Here is a 26,634-nt window from a genome sequence, read left to right as displayed (position 1 = left end):
GGGGGGTCGGATGGGCTGGGAATCGGATCTGCGCCCGGAGTTCGCCCGGCGGCTGCGGGCCCTGAAGGACGCCGCGCAGGTGTCGGTACGCGAGCTGGAGATCGCCAGCAGCCGTACGCCTCGTCGCCGCGCGGGACAGGCGCCCTTACGCTTGAGGCGCAGCACCATCGACGGGATGATCAGCAAGACCCGGCCTGTGTGCCCGCGGCAGGAGCACTTCGAGGTGTTCGTCGACACCTGCCTGCGCATGGCCGAGCAGTCCGGGCGGTCACTGCCGGACGAGCTCGGGGATCGCCGGACGTGGGACGCCGCCTACCGGGACCTGCTGGTGGGCATGGCCGGAGCGCGCAGCACGAGCCGCCTGGCGGCCGAGGCGGCCGAACGGCTGCGCGCGGTGGAAGCGCCACCGTCCACCGCCTCGGAGACCGCGCCTTCCCCCTCCCCCTCCCCCTCCACCGCCACTTCCACCACGGCTTCCGCTGTGCGGGTGGCGCGGCCCGGCAGGCGCAGGCAGGCCGCCCTGGTGAAAGGAGCCGGTGCGCTCGCGCTGACCGGGGTGGCCGTCGCAGTCTGGGCCCTGTCGCCCGTCTCCCGGAGCGAAGGCGGCGGCGCGAAGTCCACCATCGCACCCGCCGACGTGGGCGGTGACGGAGTGCTGCGGCTGGGCGCGCTGGTGCCCAAGAGCGGCAATCTGCAGTTCTTCCACCGTCCGATGGCCGCGGGCATCCGCCTCGCCGTCGCCGACGTCAACGCCGCCGGCGGGGTGTTCGGCCGGAAGGTGACCGCCACCGAGCTGGACGCCGGCGACACCGTCGACCGCGGCACCCGGGCCCTGACCCAGCTGATCTCCCAGCGGAACGACGTCATCATCGGCCCGGTCACGTCGTCGATGTCGCTGACGATGATCGACCAGGTCAAGCGGGCCGGGGTGGTGCAGATCTCGCCCACCGCGACCTCCGACCAGCTCACCGACGCCGACGACGACGGCCTGTTCTTCCGCATGGCCGCCCCGGACGCCATCCAGGGCGACGTCCTCGGGGAGCTCGTCCAGGCCGGGGGCGGCCGGCGGGTGGGCATCCTCGCCGTGGACGACCCGTACGGGAGGGGACTGAGCGGGCACGTCCGCAGGTCGCTGGAGCGCCGGGGCGTCGACCAGGTCCAGGTCGAGACCTACGACACCGCGGACATGAGCTACACAGCGGAGGTGGGCAAGATCGGCGCAGCGGACCCGGACGCCATCGTGGTCGCCGGCTTCACCGAGACCGCGGCCATCGCCCGCGAACTGGAACGGCACGGGCTGGGCGGGCGCAAGTGGTACTTCACGGACGGCTACCTGTCCTCCGGCGACCACGGCAGCGGCCTGCCCCTCGGCACCCTCACCGGCGTCAGGGCGACCCAGGCGGGAGCCGAGGTGGAGGCCGCCTTCCAGGACCGGTTGCGCGCGGTCGACTCCAAGGCGACGGACTTCACCTACGCGCCGGAGGCCTACGATGCCACGATCGTCGCCGCGCTGGCCGCCGTCGCCGCCGGGCGCGACGAGCCGGAGGCCCTCGCCCGTACCATGGCCGAGGTGACCAGGGACGGCCAACGCTGCACCGGCTTCCCGGCCTGTGCCCGGTTGCTCGCCTCCGGCGGGGACATCGACTACGACGGAGTCAGTGGCCCGATCGACTTCACCGACAAGGGCGACCCGGGAAAGGCGCCGATCACGGTGTTCCAGTACGCCGCCGATCACACCGCCACGGCCTTCTCCCACGAACTCGGCGAGTTTCCGGCCTGACGGCGCGTGCCGGACGACCGCGACCTACATCGTCGTCCCGCCCGAGACGTCGAGGCGGTGCCCGGTGACGTAGCGGCTGTCGTCGGAGGCCAGGAAGGCGACGGTGTCGGCCACGTCCTCCGGCGTGCCCAGCCGCCCGAGGGGGGTTTGGGACGACAGCCAGGCCAGGGCTTCACCCACCAGCCGGCCTTGGTGCATGTCGGTGTCGATGACTCCGGGCGCCACGAGGTTGACGGTGATGCCGCGGGGTCCGAGCTGCTTGGCCAGGGCGATGGTCATGACGTCGAGTGCGGCCTTGGACATGGCGTAGTCGATGGCCGCGGGCATCGCGGCGCCTCGGGTGAGCATGGTGCCGACGGTGATGATCCGGCCGCCGTCGCGCAGCCGGCGCAGGGCCTGCTGGGTGATGAAGAACGGCGCGATGGTGTTGACCGCGAACAGGTGCTCGAGGCCCTCCCGGGTGACGCCGTCGATCTCGGTCCGACCGCCGAGGACGCCCGCGTTGTTGACCAGGATGTCCAGCCCGTCGGCGTGGGCGTCGAAGCCCTTCCACAGGGTCTCGGCGTCACCGGGGGTGCCCAGCTCGGCCTGCACGGCGAAGGACTGGCCGCCGGCCGCTTCGATGGCGGCGACGGTACTCTTCGCGGCCGCGTGGTTGCCGCCGTAGTGGACGGCGACGCGGGCGCCTTCGCGAGCCAGCCTGGTCGCGATCGCGCGGCCGATGCCCCGGCTCGCGCCGGTCACCAGAGCCGTCTTTCCGGTCAATCTCCCCATGATCCGCTGTCCTTCCTCGTGGAGGGGCGCGCGAGGCCGACCCCTGCCGCCTTTTCGCGTACTGCGTACTCGAAAGGGACCGTAGCCTTTCAGGTACCATGTACGCAAATGAACGGAAGGGGTGTGGATGGCCGGCGACGAGCCCGTCAGCATCTGGCTGCGGCCGGAGCGTCAGGAGCGCTCGGGGCCGGGGCGGCGTCCCGGCTTCAGCCGCGAGCAGATCACCCGAACCGCCGTCCAGATCGCCGACACCGGGGGAGTGGACGCCGCGACCATGCGGCGGATCGCGTACGAGCTGGGCACCGGCGCCATGTCGCTCTACCGCTACGTGCCCCGGCGCGACGACCTCTACGACCTCATGATCGACCTGGCGATGAGCGAGATCGAGTTGCCCGCCGGCCCATCGGGGGACTGGCGATCCGACCTGACGCTGCTGGCGGGGCAGATCCGCGCGGCCGGCCTGCGCCATCCCTGGCTGGTCGCGCTGCTCACCAGCAGGCCGAACCTCGGCCCTCACCTGCTGCGCGTGCACGAGTTCGGGCTCAGCGCGCTCGACGGTCTCGGACTCGACATCGACGACATGACCGGCCTGGTCGGCATTCTCGGCGACTATGTCCACAGCGCGATCCGCCGCGAGATCAGCTGGCTGGAGGAGGCCGGCCGGAGCGGCCTGGACCCGGAGCGCTGGAAGCGCGACTACATCGGGCCGTACGTCCGCCAGGTCGTCGAATCCGGCGCTTTCCCGCTGTTCAGCCGGACGATGCTGGACTCGCGCACCGCCCATCTCACCCCCGGCGAGCGCTTCGGACACGGGCTCGACCGCGTCCTCGATGCCATCGCCGCACTCATCACCTCGTCCCGCTCATCGCGGTCGCAGGAGGGATAAGGGGCTGTCTCCGGCGGCGACGTGAGCAGGCCGGGTCCTCACCGTGCGACGTCCCTGATGGGGGAGGAGCCGCCGGCCCCGGCGCACACGATCGGCACTCCGGGGGCGGCGGACAAGGGACGTGCGGTCATCGTGACTTACGAGTCGGGCCTGGACCAGCCGGCCCGGCGATCAGGAGCGGGGCCTAGTCGACGCACTTGAAGCCGGCGTCCTCGAATTCCTTGTTCTCCTTGCCGAGGCCCTTGACGTCGTCTATCGACTTGACCGAGCCGTCGATGTAAGCCTGCAGCGAGGCGCTGTCGCCGTACTTCAGCGCCACGTCCGCCAGGCATGACAGGGCCGTGTCGGGCAGTTCCTTGATCTCCGCCTCTTCCTTCATCTTCGCGGTGAGGCTCGCCTTGTCCACACCGCCGGCGACCGCGTTACCGGTGGCCCCACCGCAGGCGGTGAGGACGGCGACCATGACCATGGCCGCGAGACCCAGGGCGGAGGAGCCGGCGAGCTTGGAGAAACGCATCGCGTAGCCTTTCGTATTCATCGTCATTGCCCAGCCGCCATGGGCTGGGACATTTACCTTTCTGGCTCGAATGGCCGGCAGGTCCCGTCCGCGATGGCGGACGCACCTGCACCTGCTCGGCTGACTTTGCTGCCGTGCCCGTTCCGGTCGGTTCGCGGGCAGCGGCCATCGGCACCACGAGCGCCTTTCGCGTTCATAGGTTTTACAGCCTGACGTCCCGGGGCGTGATGATCTTGCGTGCCAAACCATGGTGATTGCGCGCCATCGTGCGACGTGCCGCTCCAGTCGGGCTTTCGGCGCGTGTGACACAGTTCTCACCATGCCGTTGGATGATCTGCCGGACTGGCTGCCGGCCTGGTGTGTGGACCGGTTGGGGGACGAGCCGGTCGGCGTGCTGTTCGAGTCGCGTCAGATGTCGGCGGTGTTCGGGCTGCGGCTGGCCGGTGGGCGGGACGTCGTGGTGAAGGCGCGCGAGGACGACGGCCGGGCCGCGTCGTGTGTCGCCGCGCAGGCCCACCTGGCGGAGCGGGGGTTTCCGTGCGCCCGGCCGCTCACGCCCGCGGTCGGCGTCGGCACGCTGGCCGTGCACGCTGAGGAGTCCCGGCCCGGCGGTGAGCCGCTGCTCGGCGACTCGCCGGAGGTCGCCGTGCGGTACGCGGCGGTGTTCGCCCGGCTGATGGCCGAACTGGCCGGCGTGACCGTCGCGCCGCCGCTGCCGAACCCGCGCTGGGCGCGTTGGGACCACGACGATTCCGGGGTGTGGCCGGCGATCGGGGTGCTGGACGAGCGGGATCAGGGCCTCGTGCCCGCGTACGTCGTCGACATGGCCGCCCGGGTTCGCAAGCGGTTGCTGGCCGCCGACCTGCCGTGCGTGCTGGGCCATGCCGACTTCGAGGCGCAGAACCTCCGCTGGCGCGACGGGGAGGTGTGGGCCGTGCACGACTGGGACAGCCTGGCGTGGCAGCCCGAAGCGGCGCTGGCGGGTGCGGCGTGCGGGGCGTTCGCCAACGCGTCGCCGCCGGCCCTGGCCCCGATCGAGAGCTCCGCCGCGTTTCTGGCGGCTTATCAGGAGGTGCGGGGGCGCCGGTTCACCGCGGAGGAACAGGAGGTCGCATGGGCGGCCAGCCTGTGGACGGCGGTGCACAACGCCCGCTGGGAGGCCGTACACGGTGACACGCCGGTGTCCTGTGACGCCGTCCGCGTACAAGGAGCCGAACGCCTCCGCCGGGCGAACGCGGACGCCTAGGAAGGCGCACAGGACACCACCGCGCGTACTACCCGCGTGTCACCACCGCAGCGGCCGTACCCCCGATCGGGTGGGCGCGTGCCGGTAGGTGCTGAAGTAGAACGCCTCGAAGACCCAGGGCTCCGCTGTCGCGCGTTCGAGCAGTTCCCGCGGGATGCCGACCCGGAACCGGCCGTCGGTCACTCCGCCGTTGAGCCACCTGGTCTCGTCGGGGCGGTCCTGCGGGTGGGCGACGACGCGCACCTCGCCGAACGGGACGGGGTCGCGCGTGCCGTCGTGCTCGTACACGATCGTCCCGAAGACGATCTCGCGGTTGACGTCCAGGTCCTCGAACCGGGTACGCCAGCCTGCGCGCACCCACAGGCCCGCTCCGAAGCCGGGCAGGCCCGAGTCGTGGCGTCCCTCGGGCAGCACGAAGGTCCGCACCGAGACCTCCGAGGTGATCCTCTCGCCCTGCGACCCCTCGAACAGCTCCGCGTACTGCGCGCCGCGTCGCGGGTCGCCGGCGAACGACTCGTACGCGAGCCGCGTCGTTCCGGTCGCCCCGGCGTCGACGATCCGCCATCCTTCGTCCAGGAAGAGGCGGAACTGGTCGCCTGTCTGCTCGACGACGTGCCGCTGCAGTGCCCGGGTCGGGAAGGGGTTCGCCGAGATGATCGCGGTGGTCTCGCGTGAGGATGGTGAGGATTGCGCGGTCGACGCGGTGTTGAAGTTCGACTGCGCCCAGTTGTTGTGGATGACGATCTCGCTGCCCGTCGGATCCACCGGGTCGACGTACCGGTCGATGTCGACGCGCACGCAGAAGTGCTCGGCTTCGATCGCCGGACCCGACGTGGCGGGAACGGTGACTGAGGCCGGGACCATCCAGTCGACCTCGAACGTCGCGCTCGACTTGGCGGCGATGTTCAGGGGCGTGGGGGAGGGGATCGTCTGCCAGGTGCCCGGGGTGGTCGTGAACGGCAGCCACCCGACCCGTATCGTCACCTTGTCGGCCGCTTTGCTCCCGGCGTTGCGCACCCGGATGCGGATGCGGTGCTTGTGCCCCTTCACGACGATGTTCGGGCCCGACGGGCCGTCGATGTCGATGTCGGGGCTCTTCCAGTGGCCGTTGCCGCGGGCCGGGGTGATCTGCAGTTCGGCGCGGTGGGCTCCGACGTATTCGACGCGCACCCGTACGTCGTTGGTGGGATCGAACGGCCCGGAGGCGAGGCGGGTGAGACGGAAGTCGTTCATCCTGTCGGGGTTGGTGACGTCGCTCTCCTCGTAGTCCGTGGCGGCGGCGGAGAGGACGGGCCCGTCGCCGTCGACGTCGTTCGGCAGGAGCAGGATGAGCGGGCGGGCCATGTCGTCGGCGGTCGCCTGGAACACGTCGGTGCCCAGCACGGCGTTCTTCGGCAGGTTCTGGTCGCCGATCTGCCCGGTCTGCTCGCGCCGGTGCTCGAAGTAGTAGTTCCACCCGTCCCGCAGGCGGATCTCGATCCCGGCCTTCTTGCCGGCGGCGGGCCCGGTCCGCGCCAGCGTCTCGAGTGCCTGCAGCGTGATCTCGCGGGTCGCGGGATTCTTCGAGAAGTCGCATACCTCGACCCAGGAGGGGTCGATCCAGCCCAGCCGCATCCGGTGCGGCAATGACAGGTGCGGCAGCGGGACGTCGGAGTGCATGATGTCCCAGTCGCCCACGTAGCGCTCGCCGATCTCGCCCGGATATCCCGGGCCCTGGTACAGGTCCGGCATGCCGAGGGTGTGCCCGAGCTCGTGGACGATCGTCGTGACGTACTCCCTCTCGGCCCACGGCGTCGCGTGACCGGCCGAGATCGCCGCCGGCATGACCACGGCGGGCTTGCGGGTGAACGTCGTCGACCCGTCGCGGGGTTTCCAGTAGACCTGCGCGTCGCCGGCGTACGCCCACGTCCACTGCGCGCCCGTCGTCGTCGCGCCGACCGTGACCAGTTCGTCGGTTCCCGGCAGGATCGTGAAGACCACGGCATCGGCGAACTCCATGACCGGCCGCGTCACTCCGCCGCCGATGACCAGCGGCGTGTCACGGACGAAGGTCGAGAACGTGCCGCCCAGTACGTCCCACGTGTCGGGCTTCGGGTCCCACGATCCCCAGGGGTCGGCGGCGTTGCCGGGGGAGAAGAGCTCGGCGAAGGTGTACGGCACGTCGATCGGCCCGATCACGGAGTCGGTGAGGAGGCGGATGCGGGTGCCCTTCGGCCCGGACGCGGCCGCCGGCGTGTCGGCGTACGACACCTCGCGGAACCACCGGTCGACGGAGTCGCCGGAGGTCGAGACGACGTGCCGGGTCAGCTCGTCGCGGCGCTGATCGGCCGCGCCGGCGGCGTTGATCGCCGCGGTCGAGCCCTTGCACCGGAAGACCGCGACGGCGATGCGGTATTCCTCGGGGGCGGGGTGCACGCGGATGTTCTGCGGCGATCCCGGCCCGCCGCCCCATCCCGGCTTCGCGTAGACCTCGCGCTCGCCGCTGATGACCTGCGGCGGACCGGCCTCGTCGTCGGGCCAGCGGCCCAGGACGCGGAAGCGCCGGGTCGCGAGCACCTTCCCGGACGCGCGCTCGATGGCGACGAGCGTCCGCTCGCCGGGTACGGGGCCGGCGAGCACGCGGTGCTCGTACCGCTCGGCGCCCTCGGTGCCGGGGCGGGCGATCGAGACGCACTCCTCGTCGGCCGCGTCCTCCCAGATCCAGTCCACGTCGCCGGCGGCGATCCCGAGGGAGTCGTAGTCGACGGTCATCGGCGCCCATCCGCCTGCCGCGAGAGGTTGCAGCGAGGCCTCGATCGCGAGGGTATCCGTATCCGATCCCCAGTCCACGACGGTGATGCCGGCGCCGGAGGCCGCGAACACGAGCGAGTGCCACCGCGCGACGGGCCCCGTGACCGGGGTGGGAAGCGCGGCCTCGCCGGCGCCCTCCCCGCTCGCCCACGACAGGTGGCGGATCGTCCCGGCGTCGTCGACGGTCAGCGCCCCGCCGCCGAACGCCACGATCGAGACGACCGGATGCGGTACCGGGACGGTGCCGAGAAGCGTGCCGTCCTGAAGCGAGCGGCGCTCCAGACTCGCGCCGCCTCCGCCGTCGCTGGGGGTCGCGAGCAGCAGCTCGTCCGCGGGCGGGTCCACGCACATCGCGGTCGTCGCGGCGCCGGCCGGGGCGTCGACGAGGAGCTCGAACGCCCCGGCGCGGAGGCGGACGACCGCCCCGTCGCCGTCCAGCAGGAGGAGGGTTCCGTCGTCAAGTCCGGCGGCAGCGCGCAGGCCCGTCGAATGCGTCGCCGACAACTCGGCGTCGGCGCGATCGGCCCGGCCCCGCGCGGCGACGTAGACCTGGCCGCCGGCCGTCACCATCCGGACGGATACGCCATCGACGCCGGGAAGGACGGCGATGGCGTCGGGCCATCCGGTCCCGAGGTCGGTGTGGACCTCCCCGAGAAGGCGCCACGTGCCGATGTGCCCGTCGCCGGTGGCGAACCACACGGCGTTGCCGGGTTCGTCGAAGGCGAGTCCGGTGATGACGGGCGAGGGGAGTGGCGAGGTTCTCGAGATCATGATGGCTCCTGGACGGGAGGTCTGCGCCGGGCCGAGCACCGGAACGGCCCTAAAGAGGGCCTCATGGCGAAACGTGATACATCGAACCGGTCAGGAATGATTCGCGCTTGCTCGGATCGCCGGACGTGACGCCCGCGCTGACCCCCCGGACGTGGCGACCGGTGTTGCTGAGGTGCAGGTCGGGGAAGGTCTGCATGAATGGAAGTGATGGCGGCCGCCGCCGGTGGGTTCGCGGGCCAGGGATGGGTCCAGCTGGGAGAGTTGGGCCTGGCCCTGCTGCTGTCGGCCGCGATCGGGCTGGAGCGGGAGATCCGGCACAAGAGCGCCGGGTTGCGCACCCACACGCTGGTCGGCTTCGCCGCGGCCCTGATGACGCTGGTCTCCAAGTACGGTTTCGCCGACGTGCTGGGGGATGACGTGGTCCTCGACCCCTCCCGGGTCGCCGCGCAGATCGTGTCCGGGATCGGGTTCATCGGCGCCGGCCTGATCTTCGTCCGGCGGGACGCGGTACGCGGCCTGACCACCGCCGCGGTGGTGTGGCTGACCTGCGCGGTCGGGATGGCGGCCGGAGCCGGCCTGTGGCTGCTCGCCGTCGCCGTGACCGCCGGCCACTACCTGGTCGTGTTCGCCTTCCCTCCGCTGGTCAGTCGGCTGCCTCGCTCGAAGTACACCCAGTCGCCCCTGCATCTGACCTATCTCGACCGCCAGGGCGCGCTCCGGCGGGTGCTGTCCACCTGCACCGACCGGGGCTTCGCCATCGCCGAGCTGACCGTGGAACGCGAACGTGACCGGCCCGACCGCCAGATCATCTCGATCTGGCTCCTCGTACAGGGGGCGGGGCCTCTCGACGAGCTCGCCACCGCGCTCATGGACATCGACGGCGTTCTCACGGTCACGAGCACCGACCTCGACATCTCGATCCCTTGACGGGGCCGGGGCGCGAAGCCGACATTTCGCTTGGGTGGTCAGTAATTTCCGAGCGGTGCCAACAGATCAGGATATGAGAAGGGAAAAAGGGCTTCGACGGCCGTTTGCCGCTCCGGCGAATGGAGAACAAGCCCCCCGGGAGAATGGCCTGCCAGACATTCTCGAAGGCGCTTTTCGTCCGATTCGGGAAGATGCCCGAATTTCAGGGGAGAAGCGGCACGTTACCGGGGGAGAAAATGTCCAAATATCGTAATATTGCCTGGCTGCTCGCGATCGGCGCCACGCTGACCTGCGCGGCCACGCCCGTGGCCACCCCTGCCATCGCCACGTCCGCCGTCACGGACGATCCCGCCGGGGCGATGCGGACGTATCTGCGAGACCTGGCCGCGACGGGGCGATTCACCGGCGCGGCGCTGGTGGTGCGGCGCGGCGAGGTTCTGGTACGCACCGCCGCCGGGGCCGCCGACGAGGAGAGGGGCATTCCCAACCGGCCGGACACGGTCTTCCGCATCGCCTCGGTCACCAAGCAGTTCACCTCGATGGTCGTGCTGAAGCTGCGCGACCAGGGGTTGCTCGGCCTGGACGACCCGGTCTGCCCGTACCTCGTCCCGGCCTACCTCAAGCGCTGCCCGACGGCGTGGCGGACCATCACGATCCGCGAAACCCTCACGCACACCTCCGGCATCCCCGACATCCAGGGGCTGCCCGACTTCTATCGCGAGCTGTCGCAGCCGACCACGACCCGGGCGCTCATCCAGCGGTTCGTGCACGAGCCACTGGACTTCAAGCCCGGCACCAGCTGGAAGTACAGCAACTCCGGCTACATCCTGGCCGGGGCGGTCATCCAGGCGGTGACGCGCCAGCCGTACGGGACCGTGCTGCACAATGAGATCACCGGCCCGCTGAACCTCCGGCACACCGGCTACAGCAGGGGAAACCCGCCCGCGGGCTACGCGAAGGGATACCTCACGCTCGGATCACCGGCTGAGCCCATCAACGGCTCCCAGGCGTTCTCCGCGACCGGCATCTACTCCACCGTCGACGACATCGCCCGCTGGGACCGGGCGTTCGGCGCGGCCGAGGTCGCGCCAGCCGCCACCGTCGAGCAGGCGTTCACGCCGCAGGCGCCGTGCCCCGCCGCCGGCTGCCTCAACCTGCCGTCGAGCGCGTACGCCTTCGGCTGGCTCGTCGACCGGCTCCACGGGCACCGTCTCCGCTATCACCCGGGTCTTCTCGAAGGTTACGCGGCGAGCAACATGTACCTGCCCGATGACGACATCGTGGTGGTCGTGCTCAGTAACGTGCAGGACACCGACACCAACCAGATCGCCCGCAACCTCGCCACGATGGCCCTGACGCCGTCCTGGTGGCCGAGGCAGATGTCCTGACGACGGGCACGTCCGGGCTCGCCCGCGTCAGGCTCACGAGTGCCGCGGCGTCGTTCTGAGCACTTCGGTGAGGGCGGTGACGCTGTGGTCGCCGTGGCCCGCCGCGGCGGCCCGTGCCACCAGGTCGTTCAGGGGGGCGAGCCAGGTCGTGTCGACGTTCGTCTCCCTGGTCAGGTCCTCGTCGTGGGCCGCTCCGGCGAGGAAGAGGTTCACCGAGGAGGCGGCGTCGGTGTAGTCGCCGCTGTCGATCTCGCGGGCGTAGATCGGCAGCAGGGACTTGATCATGTCCAGCCACTTGCCCGCGAACCGCACCATGGAGGCCACCTGGAGCCCGCGCGCCTGGAGGGCGGCGGCGCCCTGGAAGAAGCCGACGAGTGCGGGCAGCAGCATGGCGCCCACCGCCATCTCGTACAGGGCGGCGAGGTCGCTCTCGTCCCCGAGGTGTACGGTGTCGCCGCCCAGCACCTTCAGGGTCGTCTCGAACTCGTCGAAGACGGTCCTGTCGCCGCTGTAGTAGAGCAGGGTGTCCGGTAGCCCCACGGCTGACGGCACGTTCTTGACCGCCCCGGCCAGGAACCGGGCGCCCTGACCGACGGTCCAGGCGGCCGTCTCACGGGCGCCGGCCGGGGACCCGCTGTTGAGGGTGACCAGGGCCCGCCCGCGCAGCGCCGGGGCGGCGGGCCGCAGCGCCGAGAGCGTGTCGTCGAAGGTGGTCAGGCAGGTGAGGACCAGGGGACTGGCCGCCACCGCGTCCTCGACGGCCTCGGCCCGCTCGGCGCCCATGGCGATGAGGGGGGCGGCCTTGGCGGCGGTTCTGTTCCAGACAGTGGTCGGGTGCCCGGCATGGACGAGGGCCTCGGCCAGTGCCCGGCCCATCGAGCCCAGGCCGATGACGGTCACCGGGGTCGGATTGTTCTCGGTCATATGCGTACTCCAGCCACAGGGATAAGGGAGTGAGGCGCGGCGCCTTGTTCATGCTGGCTGCAGCACAGACATTCCTTCAAGTACCTACATTTTTGTCGGGTACTGAAGGAAATGTCAGTATGAGTGGGTGACGGAAACCAGGAAACGGACATTCACCTGCGGTCTCGACGCTGCCATCGCTGTCATGGGAGGCAAATGGAAGGGATTGATCCTGTTCGCGCTGCAGGAGGGTCCCTTGCGCTTCGGGGAGTTACGGCGCGCGGTCCCCGGCATCAGCGAGCGGGTGCTGATCCTGCAGTTGCGGGAGATGGAGGTGACCGGGCTGCTGCATCGCGAGGTGTATCACCAGGTCCCGCCGAAGGTGGAGTACTCGCTCACCGACTTCGGCCAGTCGCTCAACGCCGCGATGGCCCCACTGGGAGAGTGGGGCGAGGAGCACATCGAGCGCATCGACGCCATCCCGTGGGACCAGATGCGGTGAACCGTCAGCGCACCCTTCAGAGAGCCGTCCGCTGCTCGGGGACGATCGTGAACGCGGAGGCCAGCCCCGTCAGCTCCATGACCCGGCGTATCCTGCCGTGCACATGGGTCAGCGTCATCGTGCCGCCCTCGCCCGTGACGTCGTCCTGGATCCTCAGCAGCGCCTCCAGCCCTTCGGAGTCGCAGAAACCCAGCCGGGCCACATCGACCACCAGGTCGCGCCGGCCGCCTCGCAACGCGACACCGACCGCGTCCGCCAGGCAGGAGGCCGACGCGATGTCCAGTTCGCCGGACAGCGCCACGACGCCACGGCCGGACTCCTGCCTCACCCATGCTGACAACGGCATCACGATCACCCCACGGAGAGGAGGACCCGGCCTCGGTCGAAGCCGAAGGAGGCGATCCACCGGCGGTGGCCGGTGGCGAGGTCTCGTGTGATCGTGTTCATGTCAGGTCCCCTTGTGCGGTGTGCGCATCAACTTTTGGTGCGTTTTCAACCTAAATAGGCGATTCATCCTTTTCTGTGGAGAAAGGCGCACTGGGGGCGAATGCGTACAACGACCCACACAGCCTCGTAACCGGGTCAGAAGGGTGTGCCGTTGAAGGTGCCCGACAGCGGGGGCCGGTCGTCCGCGGTGAACGCCTCCCACGCCAGTTCCACCCGGTACGCCGGCCCGTCGGGTCGCGGAAGGCTGAGGGAGGCCGTGGCCCTGCCTTCCGGGGTGAGCGTGATCTGCCCGCTCACCGCCACCCCGGGCACGAAGGCGGCCCCGTCCAGCGTGATGGACCCGGCCCCGAAGGTGACGCGCCCGCCCCGCAGCCCCGGCTGGTCCGCCAGCCGGCCGTGGAGGAAGTTGTAGGGGTTGCGGCGGGCGACCGCGTCGGCGGCGGTGGCGAAGGCGGCCCCGAGCAGCCGCCGCCGCTCCGCGTCCAGCCCTGCCGCGGGCACCGGCGCCACCTCGTCCAGCGACCGGGGGAACGCCCCGAGCGCGCGATAGTTCTCCGCGGTGCACCGCATCCGCGGCACCCGGTGATCGGTCACGAACGAGCGCAGCGCCGCACGTACGCAATCGCCCATCTCGCCACTTGCCCCGGAGAGGCTGTGCGTGCCGAACGGGACCCGGACGAACGTCGCATCGGGGAAGACCCGCATCGCCGCGCTCACCTCCGCCGGCGTGTGCGTGTCGAAGTCGCCGCCGACCACCATGACCGGCACGTCGGGCAGGTCCGCGCCCGGCGGCAGCACCGGGCTGCGGCGCGGCGTCGGCCAGTTCACGCAGAATTCCAGGCCCTTGCGCAGGTCCAGCCCCAGGTCGGCAGGCGTGTACGGGGCCAGCGGCCGCTCGCGCAGGAAGTATCGCTCCAACTGGTCCAGCCGCTCGGCCGGGTCCGCGTCCCGGTCGAAGGGGAAGCCGCCGTCGCCGCACCGGTAGGCCAGGTACCCGGCCCACTCCGGCCCCTCGATCGGCTGGGCGGGAGGGCTGGTCATCACTCGGGCCAGCCGCCGCAGCGGCGCCGGATCGCCGGCGAGGTAGGCGGTGGCGGCGGCGTTCAGCTCCCGTCCGACCACCGGCTCGGCCATTCTGTCCATGCTCGTGAGCGTGATGAGGGGAACCTCGGGGTCGGGATGCTCGCGCAGCCGGGCCACCAGCCGCGCGTGGGTGCGGCGGGCATCGCCCGGCAGCGCGCGGCAGGCCGGCGACCGGTCACAGACGACGTCGAGCAGGTCGGGGCGGGACCGCAGGGGCCACAACGCGTACCCGTCCGCCGAGGTGACCATCGTGCTGTCCAGGAACGCCGCGGCCAGACCCTCGGGGTGGCGGGCGGCGTACGCCTGGGCGTAGGCGGTGCCGTAGGACCTGCCGTAGAAGGTGACCGGGCCCGCGCCGAGCGCCCGCCGTACCGCGTCCATGTCGTGCACCGCCTGGTCGGCCGTGAAGAAGCGGGCACGTGAGCCGAGATGAGCCGCGCAGGCCGCGATCGTGTCCGGCTCGACGAGGTTCAGGCCCGGGCAGAGCAGCGGTGAGGACCTGCCCAGCCCGCGCGGGTCGACGACGAGGAGGTTCTGGTGGTCGAGGGCGGGGCCGAGCGCCTGCTGGATGCGGGGCAGGTCGGGCAGCGCGGGCAGCGGGCCGCCGGGGTTGGCGAGGATCGTACCGGTGGCGCCTCGCGGCGCCGGGATCCAGGCGAAGGCGACCTCGATGCGCTCGGAGGAGGGATCGCTCCAGTCCAGCGGCACCGCCAGCGTGCCGTCGCACCGGGCCACGGCGCGGGCGCACTCATGCGGCTGCTCCAGCGAGGACCGGCCCTGGACGGCTTCAAAGGCCTGGACGGCTTCAAGGGCCTGGACCGGTGGAGCGGCGGGCAGCAGCGTCGCGGAGAGGACGAGACTCGCCACCACGCCGGTGAAGGTCGTGAAGATCATGCTTCCACCCTCGCCCGCGGAATCCGGCGAAGCCTCCCCCCGAAGGAGGAACCGGACATGGGAGCAGGGTCCTACTCCCGCGCGGCGGCTGCGGAGTGGCAGCCGCCGCCCGCCGGCCGGCCCGGCCAGATCACAGTGCGGCGACGCGCGACTCCGCGGCGGGCCTGGCGGGCTCGGGCCGCCGGCCCAGCGGAGCCAGCCCCACGATGTTCAGCACCGCGCTGAGCAGCAGCAGGTCCCGGTTGACGGCCACGACGGCGACGCCGACCACGACCAGTGCCGGGCTCCACCAGCCCACCCGCCCGGCGGTGGCCTGCAGGATGACGAGCACGGCGAGGCCGGCGTAGAAGAACGTGGGCACGATCGTGTAGACGACGGGCTCCACCCCCGGGACGGCCTGGATCTGGTCGAAGAGCACGCCCATCCCGGCGCGGTCGGCCGCGGCGAACCCGACGACGACGTCGATGACGAACTGGGCGGCGCCGGCCGCCACGCCCACCAGCGCGAACGCGGCGATCGCCAGCCCCGTCCGCCGGTACGGCGCCCGGCGGGCGAGCTCCACGACGAGCGGCACGAACAACGCGAGGGCGGCGAGGAAGGCGAGATGGCCCGCCGTCCACGCCAGGCCCGGCCCGTGTGTGCCGTCCAGCCCGTCGAGCAGGCTGATGACGGCGTAGACCAGGACGAGAGCAGGGGCCAGGACGAAGGATTTGGCAGTGAGGTTCATACCCACCACGGTCGGGCTCCGGCCCCGGTGTTGGGATCGCCGGGCGCGGGGATTCATCGCCTCGCCCCCGCGGACCAGTGCCGCGCCGGAAACTCCCTCCCGCCGGTGATGTGCCCCGGCGCCCACTGTGGTTACGTGTCCCCATGGCGCTTCTGGACCGACTCCGCGCGCTGCCGCCTCCCCTGGTCGATCTCGGCCTGACCGTGGCCGTGCTCGCCGCGCAGCTCGCGCCGTTCACGTCCGCCGACCAGGCGTGGCCGGCCGCGCTCCTGCTGCCCGTGCTGGCGGCCTCGCTGCCCGTCCTGCTGCGGCGCCGGTTCCCCGTGACGGTGATGCTGGCCGTCCTGATCGCGATCCCGTTCTACGACATCATCGGTGACGGCCCCAACCAGCCGATCTGGTACGGCTGGATGGTCGCGGTCTACACGGTCGCCTACCGGTCCCCGCCCGTGCTGCGGCTGGCCACGATCGCGGTCACGGCGGCGGGGATGCTGCTCGTCGCCGGTTCGCTGGACACCTACGTGCGCGGGATGGCGACGTGGGTGGCGGCCTACGCCCTGGGCCGGGTGGCCGTACTGACCAGGCAGCAGTCGCTGACGCTGCAGGAGCGGGCGATGCGGCTGGAACGGGAGCGGGAGCTGGCCGCCGAGCGGGCGGTCCAGCGCGAGCGCGCGCGGATCGCCAGGGACATGCACGACATCCTCGCCCACGCGGTCAGCCTGATGGTGGTGCAGGCGGAGTCGGGGCCGCTGGCCGTCCGTACCCGGCCCGAGCGCGCGGAGGCGGCGTTCGAGGCGATCGCCGCCAGCGGGCGGGACGCGATGGGGCAGTTGCGCCGCATGTTGGGGCTGCTCAAGGACGCCAAGGGCGAGCTCGGGCCGCAGCCCACGCTGGACCGCATCCCCGAGTTGGTCGAGCGGGTCTCCCAGGCGACGCTCGTCGAGACGGGTACGCGGCTGGAGCTGTCGCACGACGTGGAGGTCGCCGCCTACCGCATCGTCCAGGAGTCGCTCACCAACGTCGTCAAGCACTCCGGAGCCCGCTCGGCCGAGGTCCGGCTGGTGTGGGAGAGGGACGCGCTGCGGGTCACCGTGACGGACGACGGCCGCGGCCCGCTCGGCGGCGGGGGCGGCCAGGGCCTCATCGGCATCAGGGAGCGGGCCGCGGCCTGCGGCGGTCACGCCGTCTTCGGCCCCACCCCCACGGGCCGGGGCTTCCAGGTCATGGTATGGCTCCCGCAGGGGCTCGCGGAGGTGCACGGATGACGATCAGCGTGGTGGTGGCCGACGACCAGGAGCTCGTGCGCAGCGGGTTCGCGCTGATCCTGGACACGCAGGCCGACATGAGGGTGGTGGCCGAGGCGAGTGACGGGTTCGCGGCGATCGAGGCCGTGCGCGCGCACCGGCCGCAGGTGCTCCTCCTCGACATCCGGATGCCGGGAATGGACGGGATCGAGGCGGCGCGGGTGGTGTGCGGGGAGACCGACACGCGCGTCCTCATGCTGACCACGTTCGACCAGGACGACTACGTCTACGACGCCCTGTGCGCCGGGGCGAGCGGCTTCCTGCTCAAGGACGTGCGCAGGGACGACCTGGTACGGGCCGTGCAGGTCGTGGCGGACGGGGACTCGCTGCTCGCTCCGTCCGTGACCCGCCGGCTGATCGACGACATGGTCTCCCGGCGGCCCCGGCAGGCGCCCGCCGGGCTCGACCTCCTCACCGCCCGCGAACGCGAGACGCTCACGCTGCTCGGGCGCGGCCTGTCGAACGCGGAGATCGCCGCGGCGTTCGTGGTCAGCGAGCACACGGTGAAGACGCACGTCAGCAACCTGTTCGCCAAGCTGGGGCTCAGGGACCGGGTGCAGGCCGTCATCACGGCCTATGAGTCGGGCCTGATCCGGCCGGGCGGCTGACCGGCCCGCAACCCGCGCCGCCTTCAAGGGCTGCGTGATCTCGTCGCCTTCCTCGGCCCGGCGATCGGCCTCTTCCAGCTCGCCATGTCCGACCCGACGAGCGCCCCCTGGGTGCGTGAGCACGTTTTTCCCTGGGCCTCCTTAGCGTTGCAGAGGGCTCAGGGACTTTACGGCGAGTTCCTGGCAGAGTCGGCATGGTGGGCGCTTCCCCTCAAATGCGCCCTCGCGTGGGCGGGGCCGGCCGTCATCGGCTTCAGCACGGGCCGGAGACTCCGTCGCGAGGTGTGGACCGGACTCCCTTGGCGCCATCGAGTCAGCTCGTTCCTGTTCTACGTCCCCATCACGCTGGGAGGCGTCGCGTACGTCTCCCATACGCTCGCCGCGGTCCATGGGGTGCTGGTCCCGGCAACGCTGCTCGTCGCCACGACGGCTGAGGGCGTCGCAGGGGTGAGCCGCCTTCGCTGCGGACCGACCGTTGTCGTGCGGTTCAGAGCATGATCGGATCGCGTTGGCGCGGGCTTTCGCCTGTGTTCCGCTCGCTGGGCCACCATGCGGGGGACCCCAGCCCATCCTCTCAGGAGGCGCGATGCGTCCCTCAGTCACCACAGCCACCCTCGCGGCCGTACTCTGCCTGGCCGGAACGGTCGCGGCGCCCGCGGCCGCGTCGGACACCCTGCCCGGCATATCTCCCGAGGTCGAGACGCCCGCCCTCTTCGACGACGAGGCGGGCGGCAACGCCAACGGCGACGACCCGGCCATCTGGGTGCATCCGGCCAAGCCCGGCGGCAGCGTGGTGGTGGCCACGGCCAAGGACAACGGACTCTACGTCTACTCGCTGGACGGCGCCCAACTGCAGCACGTCCCGGCGCCGGCCGCCCCGGGCGAGGACGACGAGCCGGGCCGGTTCAACAACGTCGACCTGGTCTACGGCTTCCGGCTGTCCACGGGCGCGAAGGTCGACCTCGCGGTGGTGTCCGACCGCGGCCGCGACCACATCCGCTTCTACGCGATCGACCCGGCCAGAGCCGCCGCCGGGCGGGCGCCCCTGACCGACGTGACCGACCCGGCCGTGCCGCACGTGTTCAACGACAGCCAGGAGGAGGTCAACGAGGCGCGGACCGCGTACGGGCTGGCCACCTGGCGCGACCAGGTCCTGGTCAGCAGGCGGCACAGCACCTCCCTGGGCCTGCTCAAAATGGTCGCCGCCCCCTCCGGCAAGGTGTCCTACCAGCGGGTCCGCACCTTGGACCTGCCCGAGTCGTTCACGCTGCCCGGCGGCGCCACCTGGACCCCCTGCCTGGAGCCCGGCGAGCAGCCCCAGGTCGAGGGCATGGTCGTGGACGGCGAACGCGGGGTGCTGTACGCGGCGCAGGAGGACGTGGGGATCTGGCGGATGCGCGCCGACCTCACCGGCAGTCCGGCCCTGGTCGACAAGGTCCGCGAATACGGCAGGCCGGGTGTCTACGACCCCGAGACCGAGGAGTGCGCGCTCGGCCCCGACCAGGGCCTCGGCGGGCGGCACCTCTCGGCCGACGCCGAGGGCCTGACGATCTACCACGGCGCCCACGGTAAGGGTTACCTCCTGGCGTCCAGCCAGGGCGACGACACCTTCGCGGTCTACCAGCGCGACGGCGGCAACGCCTACCTCGGCGGCTTCCGGGTGACGCCCGGGAACGGGCTGGACGGGACGCAGGCCAGCGACGGGGCGATGGTGGTCAACGTCCCCCTCGGCCGGCGCTATCCCCAGGGCCTGTTCGTCACCCACGACGGCGCCAACACGCCCGAGGCGACCGGCGAGGACGGCGAAGTGCGGGAGAACACCGACTTCAAGTTCGTACGGTGGGACCACATCGCCGGACCCCTCGGGCTGACGGTCGACACCCGCAGCGGAAACCCGCGCGGCTGACAACGGAGGGCTAACGGTGCTCGCCCTCCGCCTGAGCCGCTCAGGTGAGGGGGAGCACCAGGCGCTCGTTGAGGGGTTCGACCGCGACCTGCCGGTTGGTGAGGACGACCCAGGTCCTGCCGCCGCCCGTACCGACGCGCCCCGGCCGGATGATCAGTGACGCGGAGAAGCCGGAGCCGGCGCCGGGGTGCCCGGCGACGTCCTTGGGCGGCATGAGCATCCAGCCGAGGCCCACCTGGCCGCCGAGGCCGTCCCGGTCGGCCTGCGGCCGGAGCGCCTCGCGGGCGAGCGGGCCGGGCAGCAGCGAGGACCAGGCGAGGCCGAAGCGGACGAGATCGGCCGCCGTGGTCCACAGGCCGCCCACGGCCGGCACGGCGGACACCTGTGCCGGTACGCCCTCGAACAGGCCCTCGTCGGTGAGGCGATGGCCGATGACCGCCGCGGTGGCCGGCCAGGTGCGCGGGAACCACGAATCGCTCATCCCGAGGGGTTCGAGCACCATGCGGGTGGCCGCCTCCACGTAACCCGTCCCGGTGACGTCGGCGATCAGCTGCCCGAGCAGCGCGTACTCGCCGTGGCCGTAGGCGAACGTGCCGCGCGACCCGCCGCACGCCGCGACCGGCCCCGTGACCGACACCAGCTCGGGCACGCGGTCGGCGAACAACTCCCCGGGATTGTCGACGCCGCCGCTATGGGTCAGGAGCTCCCGTACGGTGACGGCGTCGTCGGCGAGCCGGACGGTGCGCAGGTGCGCGTTCGCGGGGTCGTCGAGCCGTACCCGCCCGTCCGCGACCAGCCGCAGGACGACGACCGCGGTGACGAGCTTGGTGATCGAGTAGACGGGGAACCGGTGCTCGGGCAGCAGCACCTCACCCTGGCCGAGGTCCGCCCAGCCCCGTGCGGTCACCCACACCGAGCCGCCACCGGAGTCACCGGCCACGATGAGGCCGGCCAGCCCCAGTTCGCCGAACGCGTCCGCGGCCACCGCGCTCACCTCCCCGGGCACCGCGCCGGAGGCACGCGCCGCCGGTGCCGCCACGCGCGGGTCGTCGACCTTCGTCTCCAGCGAATACAGCCGCAGGGTGCGCAGCCGGTACGGCGGGCCGGGCTCGGTCGCCGCCTCGACCCTCAGATCGGCGATCCGCGCGCGCAGCCGCAGCGGCTCGGCCCGTACGTCGGCGAGGTCCTCGCGCAGCTGCCGGGCCACCGTGCCGAGCAGGGCGGACAGCCAGTCCGGCGGCAGGAGGCCCAGGTAGTGGTCATCGAAGTGGCGGCGCAGTTCGTCCTCGTCGGGAGGCGTCCATTCCGGGGTGTCTGCCGTCCCGAAGCGGGAGGTGACCCACCGCACCTGCGTGAGGGCGTGACTCGTCGGAGCCACGGCCTCGATGCGCGCTTTGAGCGCGGTCCAGCTCGACAGCCCGTGCTCGCGGGCGATGGCCAGCTGGGCCTGGTGAAGCGTTGCGAACTCCCCGGCGGAGAGGCGGCGTTTCGCCTCCAGCTTCAGGTAGCGGAGACTCGGCTGGTCGGGAAGCTCACGCAACTGATCGGACAAGGCAGTCCTTCCCTCGCTGCCCGTGGGTCCGCGACATCGGGCGGAGAAGACCTGCCGTCGATGTGCCTTGGTGAACCGGTGAGCTTGCAGCTCTGCCCGCGGACCCAGAGGCGGCCGGGAAACCGCCGAATTGATCGTACCGGGTCGTTCCGGCGACCGCGAGCGGGTTGTCGTGCCGGTGGCGGCATGCATGACGTTGGTCATAGGGCGTCCGTGACGAGCATGACCCGAAGCGTGCCGCATGACGGATATCCGGCCTGACGCTTCCCCGCCTACCGTTGACCTGCGCGAACTCGTCAACCGGGATGCGAAGGAGGCCTCATGCAGCAGGTGCGTGTCGACCGGGACGAAAGGGCGGTGCGCCCGCCGTGGGCGGGTGTCGTCGTCGGCTTCCTCGGCCTCACCGCCATGATCGCGATCGCGCGGGGACTGTGGGACGCCCTGCCCGAGACCGTGACCACCCGCGTGGCCGCCGAAGGCCGTCCCGGCGTCGAGGTGTCACGCCTCGTCTTCGCCGGAGCCCTGCCCGCGGTCCTGGTCGCCGTCGGGGTCCTCGTGGCGGTCGCGGTGATGGTCGAGGATCGCCTGCGGGGACGCCTCCCCGGCTGGTTCGTCGCCCCCCGGAGGGTGCGGAGGAGGGCGATGAACGTCGTGTTCGTCATCCTCCCGCTGCTGCTCGTCGTGCTCCAGGCGGGCCTGCTGGCCAGGACCGCCGGACACGCCTTCCCGCTGGAGCGGGCCATCGGGGTCGCGCTGGGCGGCATGCTCGTCGTCGTCGGCGCCGCGCTGCCCGGCATCGTCCCGGACGGCTCCGGCGGCGGGCCGGCCGGCCGCTTCTCGCTCGCCTGGCGGCGCTCACAGCGTCCGGCGGGCGCCGCCCTGATGCTCCTCGGGGCGGCGTGTGCCGTGGGCGTGTTCGTCCTGCCGCCGATGTGGACGGTGGTGGGCGCGGCGTTCCTCATTCCGGTGCCGTTCGTCCTGATGGCCCTGCTCACGGCGTGGTGGATGCGCTGACCCGGAGGCCCGGGGAGGCGGCCCCCTTACGGTCGCCGGGCGGGCTTCCATGGCCCTGCGGTGGTTTTTCGGGTGCGGCCGAAACACGTTTACCCGCGAATCGGCGGTCGCCGAGGATGAGCATGCTCGCAGTTGCCGGGGGCGTGACGGCCATCCGAGCAACGGCGACGCCGACCACCCGAAAGGGAAGACAACCACAGGAAGGCTGGTGCCATCCATCATGAACAAGCGTCTGGCGATCGCGGGTGCCCTGGCGGCGGGAGCTCTCGTGCTGGCGGGGGCCGCGCCCGCGAGTGCCGCGTTCGGCGACCCCATTCAGACCATGGGGTCCTGCGGTCAGGTCGTGAACGACGTCAAGGTCAGCGGCGGGCAGGCGAGCTGGTCTCACTCGTGCTCGGGCGGCAACATCCGGGTCTCGGGCTGGGTGAAGGACACCAAGGCCGACGGGAAGTGCGCGCAGGTCAAGGCGGAATACTCCAACGGCACCCAGTGGAGTGCCAGGGCGTGCCCGACGAATGACCGCAAGACCTTCGACTTCAACGGCCCGGGGAACTCCGTCCCCGTCTACCTGTTCGTCAGCTAGTCGCGAGGTTTCCCAGGTGGGCCCCCCGGTCCCCGTCCGGAAAGGGACAGGGACCGAGGGCCGCGCGTGACTCAGCTGGGGAGCCTGGCCTGGGTGGCCGTGGAGACCACCGTGTTCTTCTGGGCGGTGGTCATCAGCCCGGCCGCGATCCACTCGTCCGCGATGCGGGTCACGGTGGAGACGAACTGGGCCTGGCTCGCGAAGGGCGCGTTCCTCCAGACCGCGTCGAGGAACGTCACCGCGTCCGGCCGCGCGCGGTTGGGCACGCCGGAGTCGATCCGGCCGAAGACGATGGTCGGCTCGACCCGCCGGAAGTAGGCGTGGTAGCGGTCGGTGTTGTTGATGTGGAGGGGGACCAGCGGCAGGCCGTTCGCCGTGAAGCTCATGGGCCCGGTGGACGTGACGGCGCGGGCGAGGTCCCCGGACAGGGTGAAGTCCCGGTAGAAGGAGAACTGCCGGAAGGTGGTCTCGTTGCTCTTGACGACCATCGGCACCGGCCCGTAGGCGATGCTCTGGGTCGTCGGCGCGTCCAGCGCCTTCTCGACGCGCAGGGAGAACGGCATCGTGATCCTGATCGTGTCGCCGCTGCGCCACTGCCGGTCGAGCGTGACGTACTCGCCGGGCCTGGCGTCGAGCTGCTGGGCGGCCCCGTTGACCAGGACCGTGAAGCCCTTCTCCACCCAGTACGGCACCCGCAGCTTCACCACCAGCCGCCCGTTGCCCGTCACCGTCAGGGTCGTCACCCCCGCCGGGTCGGCCGGGTAGTTCGTGGACTGCTTGATCACGAAGCCCTTCTCCGCCCAGTTGAGCTCCGAGGCCAGGTAGAGGTTCACGTAGAGCGTCGAGTCGTCCACCGACCGGAAGTAGATCGAGTCCTGGAACTTGGTGTGGCTCTCCAGGCCGGTGCCGCCACAGCAGGTGCCGAGGTTGCCGTAGCTCCGCGCCGCGCCCGGCCGCATCGGGATGAAGTAGGTCAGCAGCGGGTTCGTGGTGCTGTCGGTGTTCCGCCGGGAGGCGAGGATCTGGCCGTAGAGGGCCCGCTCGTAGTACTGCATGTACTTCGGGTTCGCGGTGTGGAAGAACAGGGCCCGGCTCAGCTTGAGCATGTTGTAGTTGCAGCAGGTCTCGGCGTTGTTGGTGCCCAGGGTGCCGACGATGACGCCACGCGCGCCGAACAGCTCACCGTTGTCGGTCGGGCCGGCCAGCCCGCCGTCGGTGAAGATCCGGTACGGCACCACCATGTCCCAGAAGTTCACGGCGGCGTTGTAGTAGTGGCGTTCCTGGTTGCGCTCGTAGATGGACAGGTAGCCGATGAACTGGGGGATGTGCTGGTTGGCGTGCTTGCGGTTCAGCGTGTCCTCGTTGCGGACCGTGGCCGCGAGCAGGGTGGTGTTGTCGAAGCACTTGGCCGTCGTGAGGTATTCCGGTTTGCCGGTGAGGGCGTGGAGGTCGGCCATCACCGCGTTCATGCCGTTGTACTCGCCGGCGATGTAGATGCCCCACATGCGGTCGAGCTGGGCCCGGGGCAGGTGGCCGAGCCTGCTGTGCACCCAGTCGCCCATCTTCAGCACGATGTCGAGCGCCTGCTGGTTGCCGGCGTGCTGGTAGGCGTCGAGCAGCCCTCTCATGATCATGTGGCAGGTGTAGTAGGGCGCCCAGATGGTGGGATAGGTCGTGTACTGCTCCAGCAGGATGAACTGCGTCTCGGGGTAGGCGGCCAGGAAGCCGGGATGGCTCGGCCCGCCGGGTCGCCCCACCCTGGCGGCCAGCGCGGCCTGGCACTGGCCCAGCGCGGTGACCATGTAGTCGACCTTGTCCTTGTAGAACGCGTCGCCGGAGCCCGCGTACGCCAGGGCGAGGGCGCTGAGGAAGTGCCCGCTGTAGTGGCCGCGCAGGTTGCCGGTCGCGTCGTCCCAGCCACCGGGCGGTTGGGCGCCCAGCGTGTCCAGCCCGGCGTTGGCCCGGAAGTTGGCCAGCATGCGGTCGGCCGGGTAGGCGCGCAGGAAGTTCAGGATCCGGTCCCGGTTGGCGGTGAACAGGCTCGTGCTCAGAGTGACCTGGTCGTTGGCGAAGGGCTTGACGATCCAGCTGCCGGGCACCGGAAGGTCGTTCCGGAGCGGGGCCGCCGTGTCGGCCGCGGCCTGGGCTGTGCCGGCGGGCGTCGCCAGCGCGAGCGCGGGTGGGGTGACGGCCGTTAACGCCGCCAGTCGAAGCGCGTCGCGCCTGGGCACCATTGCAGTCATCGCACTGTCCTCTTCGTCGCTCGGGATCCGATGGGAGGGCATGTGGTGCTGAATGGTAGCGCTAACATTTCGGCCGAGCGCCTCTCCAACCCCACATTCGGGGAGTGTCGACGGCTTTCCCTGGCCCGTCAAGAGTCCATGAGCGGCCTCCGCGCCGGGTATCCGCCGCTCGCGCCGTCGCCGCCCCGGCGGCCGAGACGGGCCGGTTGAGATTGGGGCAAGCTTGCCGGTGTGATGGCGATCCACTCGCTGCCCACGCAGCCACCGGCGGAGCCGTACGAGATGATCACCCGTCTGTCGCCGCCGCACCTGCGCCCGTACGTGCTGGGGTGGGCCGGCTTCCGCACCCCGGCGGGGGAGCACGCGCGGCCCAGCCGGATGCTGCCGCTCAACGCGGCCACCCTGATCATCGACTTCACCGGCCTGGGCCCGATCGTCACCGGCCCCCGCGCCACCGTGACGTTCTCGGCCCACACGCCGTGGCGTCACGGGGTGGCGGTCGGGCTCACCCCCGCCGGGATGTCGGCGCTGACCGGGGCGCCCATACGCGAGGTGGCCGGCACGACCGCGCACCTGGAAGACCTCCTCGGCAGCCGTGCCGCCGAGCTGGCCGACCGGTTGATCGCGCCGGCGGGCTGGGCGGACCGCTTCCGCCTGCTGGAAGGGCGGCTGACGGCGTGGCTGCGCCCCGACGCCGGCCCGGACGGCCTGATCATGCGCGCCTGGTGGCGGCTGCAGGAGCCGGCCGGCCCGCCCACCATCGCCTCGCTCGCCGGCGAGCTGGGCGTCAGCCGTCGTTACGTCGAGCTCGGATTCCGCCGCGTCGTGGGCCTGTCGCCCAAGACGGTCGCCCGCATCGCCCGGTTCCAGCGGACCGTGGACCTGTGGAGACGGCCCTCGGCCATGCTGACCGAGGCCGTCGCCTGCGGTTACGCCGACCAGCCGCACCTCACTCGCGAGATCCGGGCGATGACGCGGATGACCCCGAAGGAGCTGTTCGCATTCGTTCAAGACACCGACCGGCTCACGGGCTAGCGTGACCTTCCGCTCCGGACCGAACGGGGGCCGGGGGAGAGGAAGGGGCAACACGTCATGGCGGGCGTTCTCGCGGCCGATCCCACCCTTGCCGACTTCGGCAGGGACCCGCTGTGGATCACCATCGTCAAGGCCGTGCTGCTGTTCCTCTTCCTGGGGCTGGGCGTCGTCTTCGGGGTCTGGTTCGAGCGGAAGCTGATCTCGCGGATGCAGCACCGCTACGGTCCCAACCGGGCCGGCAGGTTCGGCATCCTGCAGTCGGTGGCCGACGCGATCAAGATGGGCCTGAAGGAGGACCTCTTCCCCCGTAGCGTGGACCGGGTGCTCTACTTCCTGGCGCCGGTGATCATGGTGGTGCCGGCGTTCCTGGCCTTCTCCATCATCCCGTTCGCGCCGATGGTCGACCTGTTCGGCGTGCGGACGCCGCTGCAGCTGGTGGACCTGCCGGTGGCGGTGCTGTTCATGCTGGCCATGGGGGCGGTGTCGGTCTACGGTGTGGTGCTGGCCGGGTGGTCGTCGCGTTCGCCGTACGCGCTGCTGGGTGGTCTGCGGTCGGCGGCGCAGGTGGTCTCGTACGAGATCGCGATGGGCCTGTCGTTCGTGGCCGTGTTCATCTTCGCCGGGACGCTGTCCACCTCGGAGATCGTCAAGGCGCAGGCGGACACCTGGTTCGTGGTGCTGCTGCTGCCGTCGTTCCTGATCTACGTGATCTGCATGTTCGGCGAGGCCGCGCGCATCCCGTTCGACCTGCCCG

The 26,634-nt window shown here is 71.2% G+C and carries 22 protein-coding genes; 13 read left to right on the top strand and 9 right to left on the bottom strand.

Features of this window, described 5'->3' with window-relative positions; all coding sequences use genetic code 11:
• Positions 1 to 10 precede the first annotated feature (10 nt).
• The gene (locus BLS95_RS50665; protein ID WP_143044258.1) at positions 11 to 1,780 is read left to right on the top strand and encodes an ABC transporter substrate-binding protein; all 1,770 of its coding nucleotides are present in this window, start codon (positions 11 to 13) and stop codon (positions 1,778 to 1,780) included.
• Between the two features lie 24 nt (positions 1,781 to 1,804).
• Here BLS95_RS50665 and BLS95_RS50660 read toward each other — a convergent pair whose 3' ends face one another.
• Positions 1,805 to 2,554, bottom strand: coding sequence for an SDR family oxidoreductase (locus BLS95_RS50660; RefSeq protein ID WP_090946812.1), 750 nt, complete (start codon positions 2,552 to 2,554; stop codon positions 1,805 to 1,807).
• 127 nt (positions 2,555 to 2,681) lie between these two features.
• Between BLS95_RS50660 and BLS95_RS50655 the strand changes: the two genes are divergently transcribed.
• Entirely contained in the window at positions 2,682 to 3,440 is a 759-nt protein-coding gene (locus BLS95_RS50655) for a TetR/AcrR family transcriptional regulator (RefSeq protein ID WP_090946811.1), read from the top strand.
• Between the two features lie 184 nt (positions 3,441 to 3,624).
• Here the strand turns inward: BLS95_RS50655 and BLS95_RS50650 are convergent, their stop codons facing one another.
• Entirely contained in the window at positions 3,625 to 3,957 is a 333-nt protein-coding gene (locus tag BLS95_RS50650; RefSeq protein WP_090946810.1) for a hypothetical protein, read from the bottom strand.
• A 319-nt stretch (positions 3,958 to 4,276) separates the two neighbouring features.
• On the opposite strand from BLS95_RS50650, the gene BLS95_RS50645 reads away from it, so the two are divergent.
• Positions 4,277 to 5,203, top strand: a complete 927-nt coding sequence (locus BLS95_RS50645) for an aminoglycoside phosphotransferase/kinase family protein (protein WP_090946809.1) — start codon at positions 4,277 to 4,279, stop codon at positions 5,201 to 5,203.
• Positions 5,204 to 5,242: 39 nt separating this feature from the next.
• Here BLS95_RS50645 and BLS95_RS50640 read toward each other — a convergent pair whose 3' ends face one another.
• A complete protein-coding gene (locus BLS95_RS50640) occupies positions 5,243 to 8,764 on the bottom strand; it encodes a metallopeptidase domain-containing protein (protein ID WP_090946808.1) in 3,522 nt (1,173 codons plus the stop codon).
• Between the two features lie 198 nt (positions 8,765 to 8,962).
• Between BLS95_RS50640 and BLS95_RS50635 the strand changes: the two genes are divergently transcribed.
• Together BLS95_RS50635 and BLS95_RS50630 are read left to right on the top strand one after the other, a co-directional pair.
• Positions 8,963 to 9,691, top strand: coding sequence for an MgtC/SapB family protein (locus BLS95_RS50635; protein ID WP_342742847.1), 729 nt, complete (start codon positions 8,963 to 8,965; stop codon positions 9,689 to 9,691).
• 236 nt (positions 9,692 to 9,927) lie between these two features.
• Positions 9,928 to 11,079, top strand: coding sequence for a serine hydrolase domain-containing protein (locus BLS95_RS50630; protein WP_176993851.1), 1,152 nt, complete (start codon positions 9,928 to 9,930; stop codon positions 11,077 to 11,079).
• Positions 11,080 to 11,112: 33 nt separating this feature from the next.
• Here BLS95_RS50630 and BLS95_RS50625 read toward each other — a convergent pair whose 3' ends face one another.
• A complete protein-coding gene (locus tag BLS95_RS50625; protein WP_090946806.1) occupies positions 11,113 to 12,003 on the bottom strand; it encodes an NAD(P)-dependent oxidoreductase in 891 nt (296 codons plus the stop codon).
• Positions 12,004 to 12,187: 184 nt separating this feature from the next.
• Between BLS95_RS50625 and BLS95_RS50620 the strand changes: the two genes are divergently transcribed.
• On the top strand, positions 12,188 to 12,484 hold the full coding sequence (locus BLS95_RS50620; protein WP_090946805.1) for a winged helix-turn-helix transcriptional regulator: 297 nt from the start codon (positions 12,188 to 12,190) through the stop codon (positions 12,482 to 12,484).
• Between the two features lie 16 nt (positions 12,485 to 12,500).
• Here BLS95_RS50620 and BLS95_RS50615 read toward each other — a convergent pair whose 3' ends face one another.
• The 3 genes from BLS95_RS50615 to BLS95_RS50605 all read right to left on the bottom strand — a co-directional run bounded on the left by BLS95_RS50615 (position 12,501) and on the right by BLS95_RS50605 (position 15,635).
• Positions 12,501 to 12,824, bottom strand: coding sequence for an STAS domain-containing protein (locus BLS95_RS50615; protein WP_176993850.1), 324 nt, complete (start codon positions 12,822 to 12,824; stop codon positions 12,501 to 12,503).
• A 242-nt stretch (positions 12,825 to 13,066) separates the two neighbouring features.
• Positions 13,067 to 14,908 (bottom strand): alpha/beta fold hydrolase, encoded by a 1,842-nt coding sequence (locus BLS95_RS50610; protein ID WP_090946803.1) that lies wholly within the window; start codon positions 14,906 to 14,908, stop codon positions 13,067 to 13,069.
• 130 nt (positions 14,909 to 15,038) lie between these two features.
• Positions 15,039 to 15,635 carry a hypothetical protein gene (locus BLS95_RS50605; RefSeq protein ID WP_090946802.1) on the bottom strand — a complete coding sequence of 199 codons (597 nt, stop codon included), beginning with the start codon at positions 15,633 to 15,635 and terminating at the stop codon, positions 15,039 to 15,041.
• A gap of 143 nt (positions 15,636 to 15,778) precedes the next feature.
• On the opposite strand from BLS95_RS50605, the gene BLS95_RS50600 reads away from it, so the two are divergent.
• From BLS95_RS50600 to BLS95_RS50585, 3 genes are all read left to right on the top strand, one after another.
• Positions 15,779 to 16,900 carry a sensor histidine kinase gene (locus BLS95_RS50600; protein ID WP_090946801.1) on the top strand — a complete coding sequence of 374 codons (1,122 nt, stop codon included), beginning with the start codon at positions 15,779 to 15,781 and terminating at the stop codon, positions 16,898 to 16,900.
• Entirely contained in the window at positions 16,897 to 17,547 is a 651-nt protein-coding gene (locus BLS95_RS50595) for a response regulator (RefSeq protein WP_090946800.1), read from the top strand. The genes BLS95_RS50600 and BLS95_RS50595 overlap by 4 nt, the downstream gene beginning before the upstream one ends.
• Positions 17,548 to 18,133: 586 nt before the next feature.
• Positions 18,134 to 19,453 (top strand): phytase, encoded by a 1,320-nt coding sequence (locus tag BLS95_RS50585; protein ID WP_090946798.1) that lies wholly within the window; start codon positions 18,134 to 18,136, stop codon positions 19,451 to 19,453.
• A 40-nt stretch (positions 19,454 to 19,493) separates the two neighbouring features.
• Here the strand turns inward: BLS95_RS50585 and BLS95_RS50580 are convergent, their stop codons facing one another.
• Positions 19,494 to 21,005, bottom strand: coding sequence for a serine hydrolase domain-containing protein (locus BLS95_RS50580; RefSeq protein WP_090946797.1), 1,512 nt, complete (start codon positions 21,003 to 21,005; stop codon positions 19,494 to 19,496).
• A gap of 321 nt (positions 21,006 to 21,326) precedes the next feature.
• Here BLS95_RS50580 and BLS95_RS50575 point away from each other — a divergent pair, with 321 nt between their 5' ends.
• On the top strand, positions 21,327 to 22,019 hold the full coding sequence (locus tag BLS95_RS50575; RefSeq protein ID WP_090946796.1) for a hypothetical protein: 693 nt from the start codon (positions 21,327 to 21,329) through the stop codon (positions 22,017 to 22,019).
• Positions 22,020 to 22,239: 220 nt separating this feature from the next.
• The gene (locus BLS95_RS50570) at positions 22,240 to 22,602 is read left to right on the top strand and encodes a hypothetical protein (RefSeq protein ID WP_090946795.1); all 363 of its coding nucleotides are present in this window, start codon (positions 22,240 to 22,242) and stop codon (positions 22,600 to 22,602) included.
• A 71-nt stretch (positions 22,603 to 22,673) separates the two neighbouring features.
• Here the strand turns inward: BLS95_RS50570 and BLS95_RS50565 are convergent, their stop codons facing one another.
• The gene (locus tag BLS95_RS50565; RefSeq protein ID WP_090946794.1) at positions 22,674 to 24,845 is read right to left on the bottom strand and encodes a glycoside hydrolase family 127 protein; all 2,172 of its coding nucleotides are present in this window, start codon (positions 24,843 to 24,845) and stop codon (positions 22,674 to 22,676) included.
• A gap of 234 nt (positions 24,846 to 25,079) precedes the next feature.
• Between BLS95_RS50565 and BLS95_RS50560 the strand changes: the two genes are divergently transcribed.
• The gene (locus BLS95_RS50560) at positions 25,080 to 25,880 is read left to right on the top strand and encodes a helix-turn-helix transcriptional regulator (RefSeq protein ID WP_090946793.1); all 801 of its coding nucleotides are present in this window, start codon (positions 25,080 to 25,082) and stop codon (positions 25,878 to 25,880) included.
• Between the two features lie 57 nt (positions 25,881 to 25,937).
• Positions 25,938 to 26,634 (top strand): complex I subunit 1/NuoH family protein (locus BLS95_RS50555; RefSeq protein WP_176993849.1); only part of this gene is annotated, 697 nt, incomplete at its 3' end.

It is taken from the genome of Nonomuraea jiangxiensis (genome assembly GCF_900099965.1).
GTDB classification, from domain to species: domain Bacteria; phylum Actinomycetota; class Actinomycetes; order Streptosporangiales; family Streptosporangiaceae; genus Nonomuraea; species Nonomuraea jiangxiensis.
This window is presented reverse-complemented; position numbering and strand designations above follow the sequence as displayed.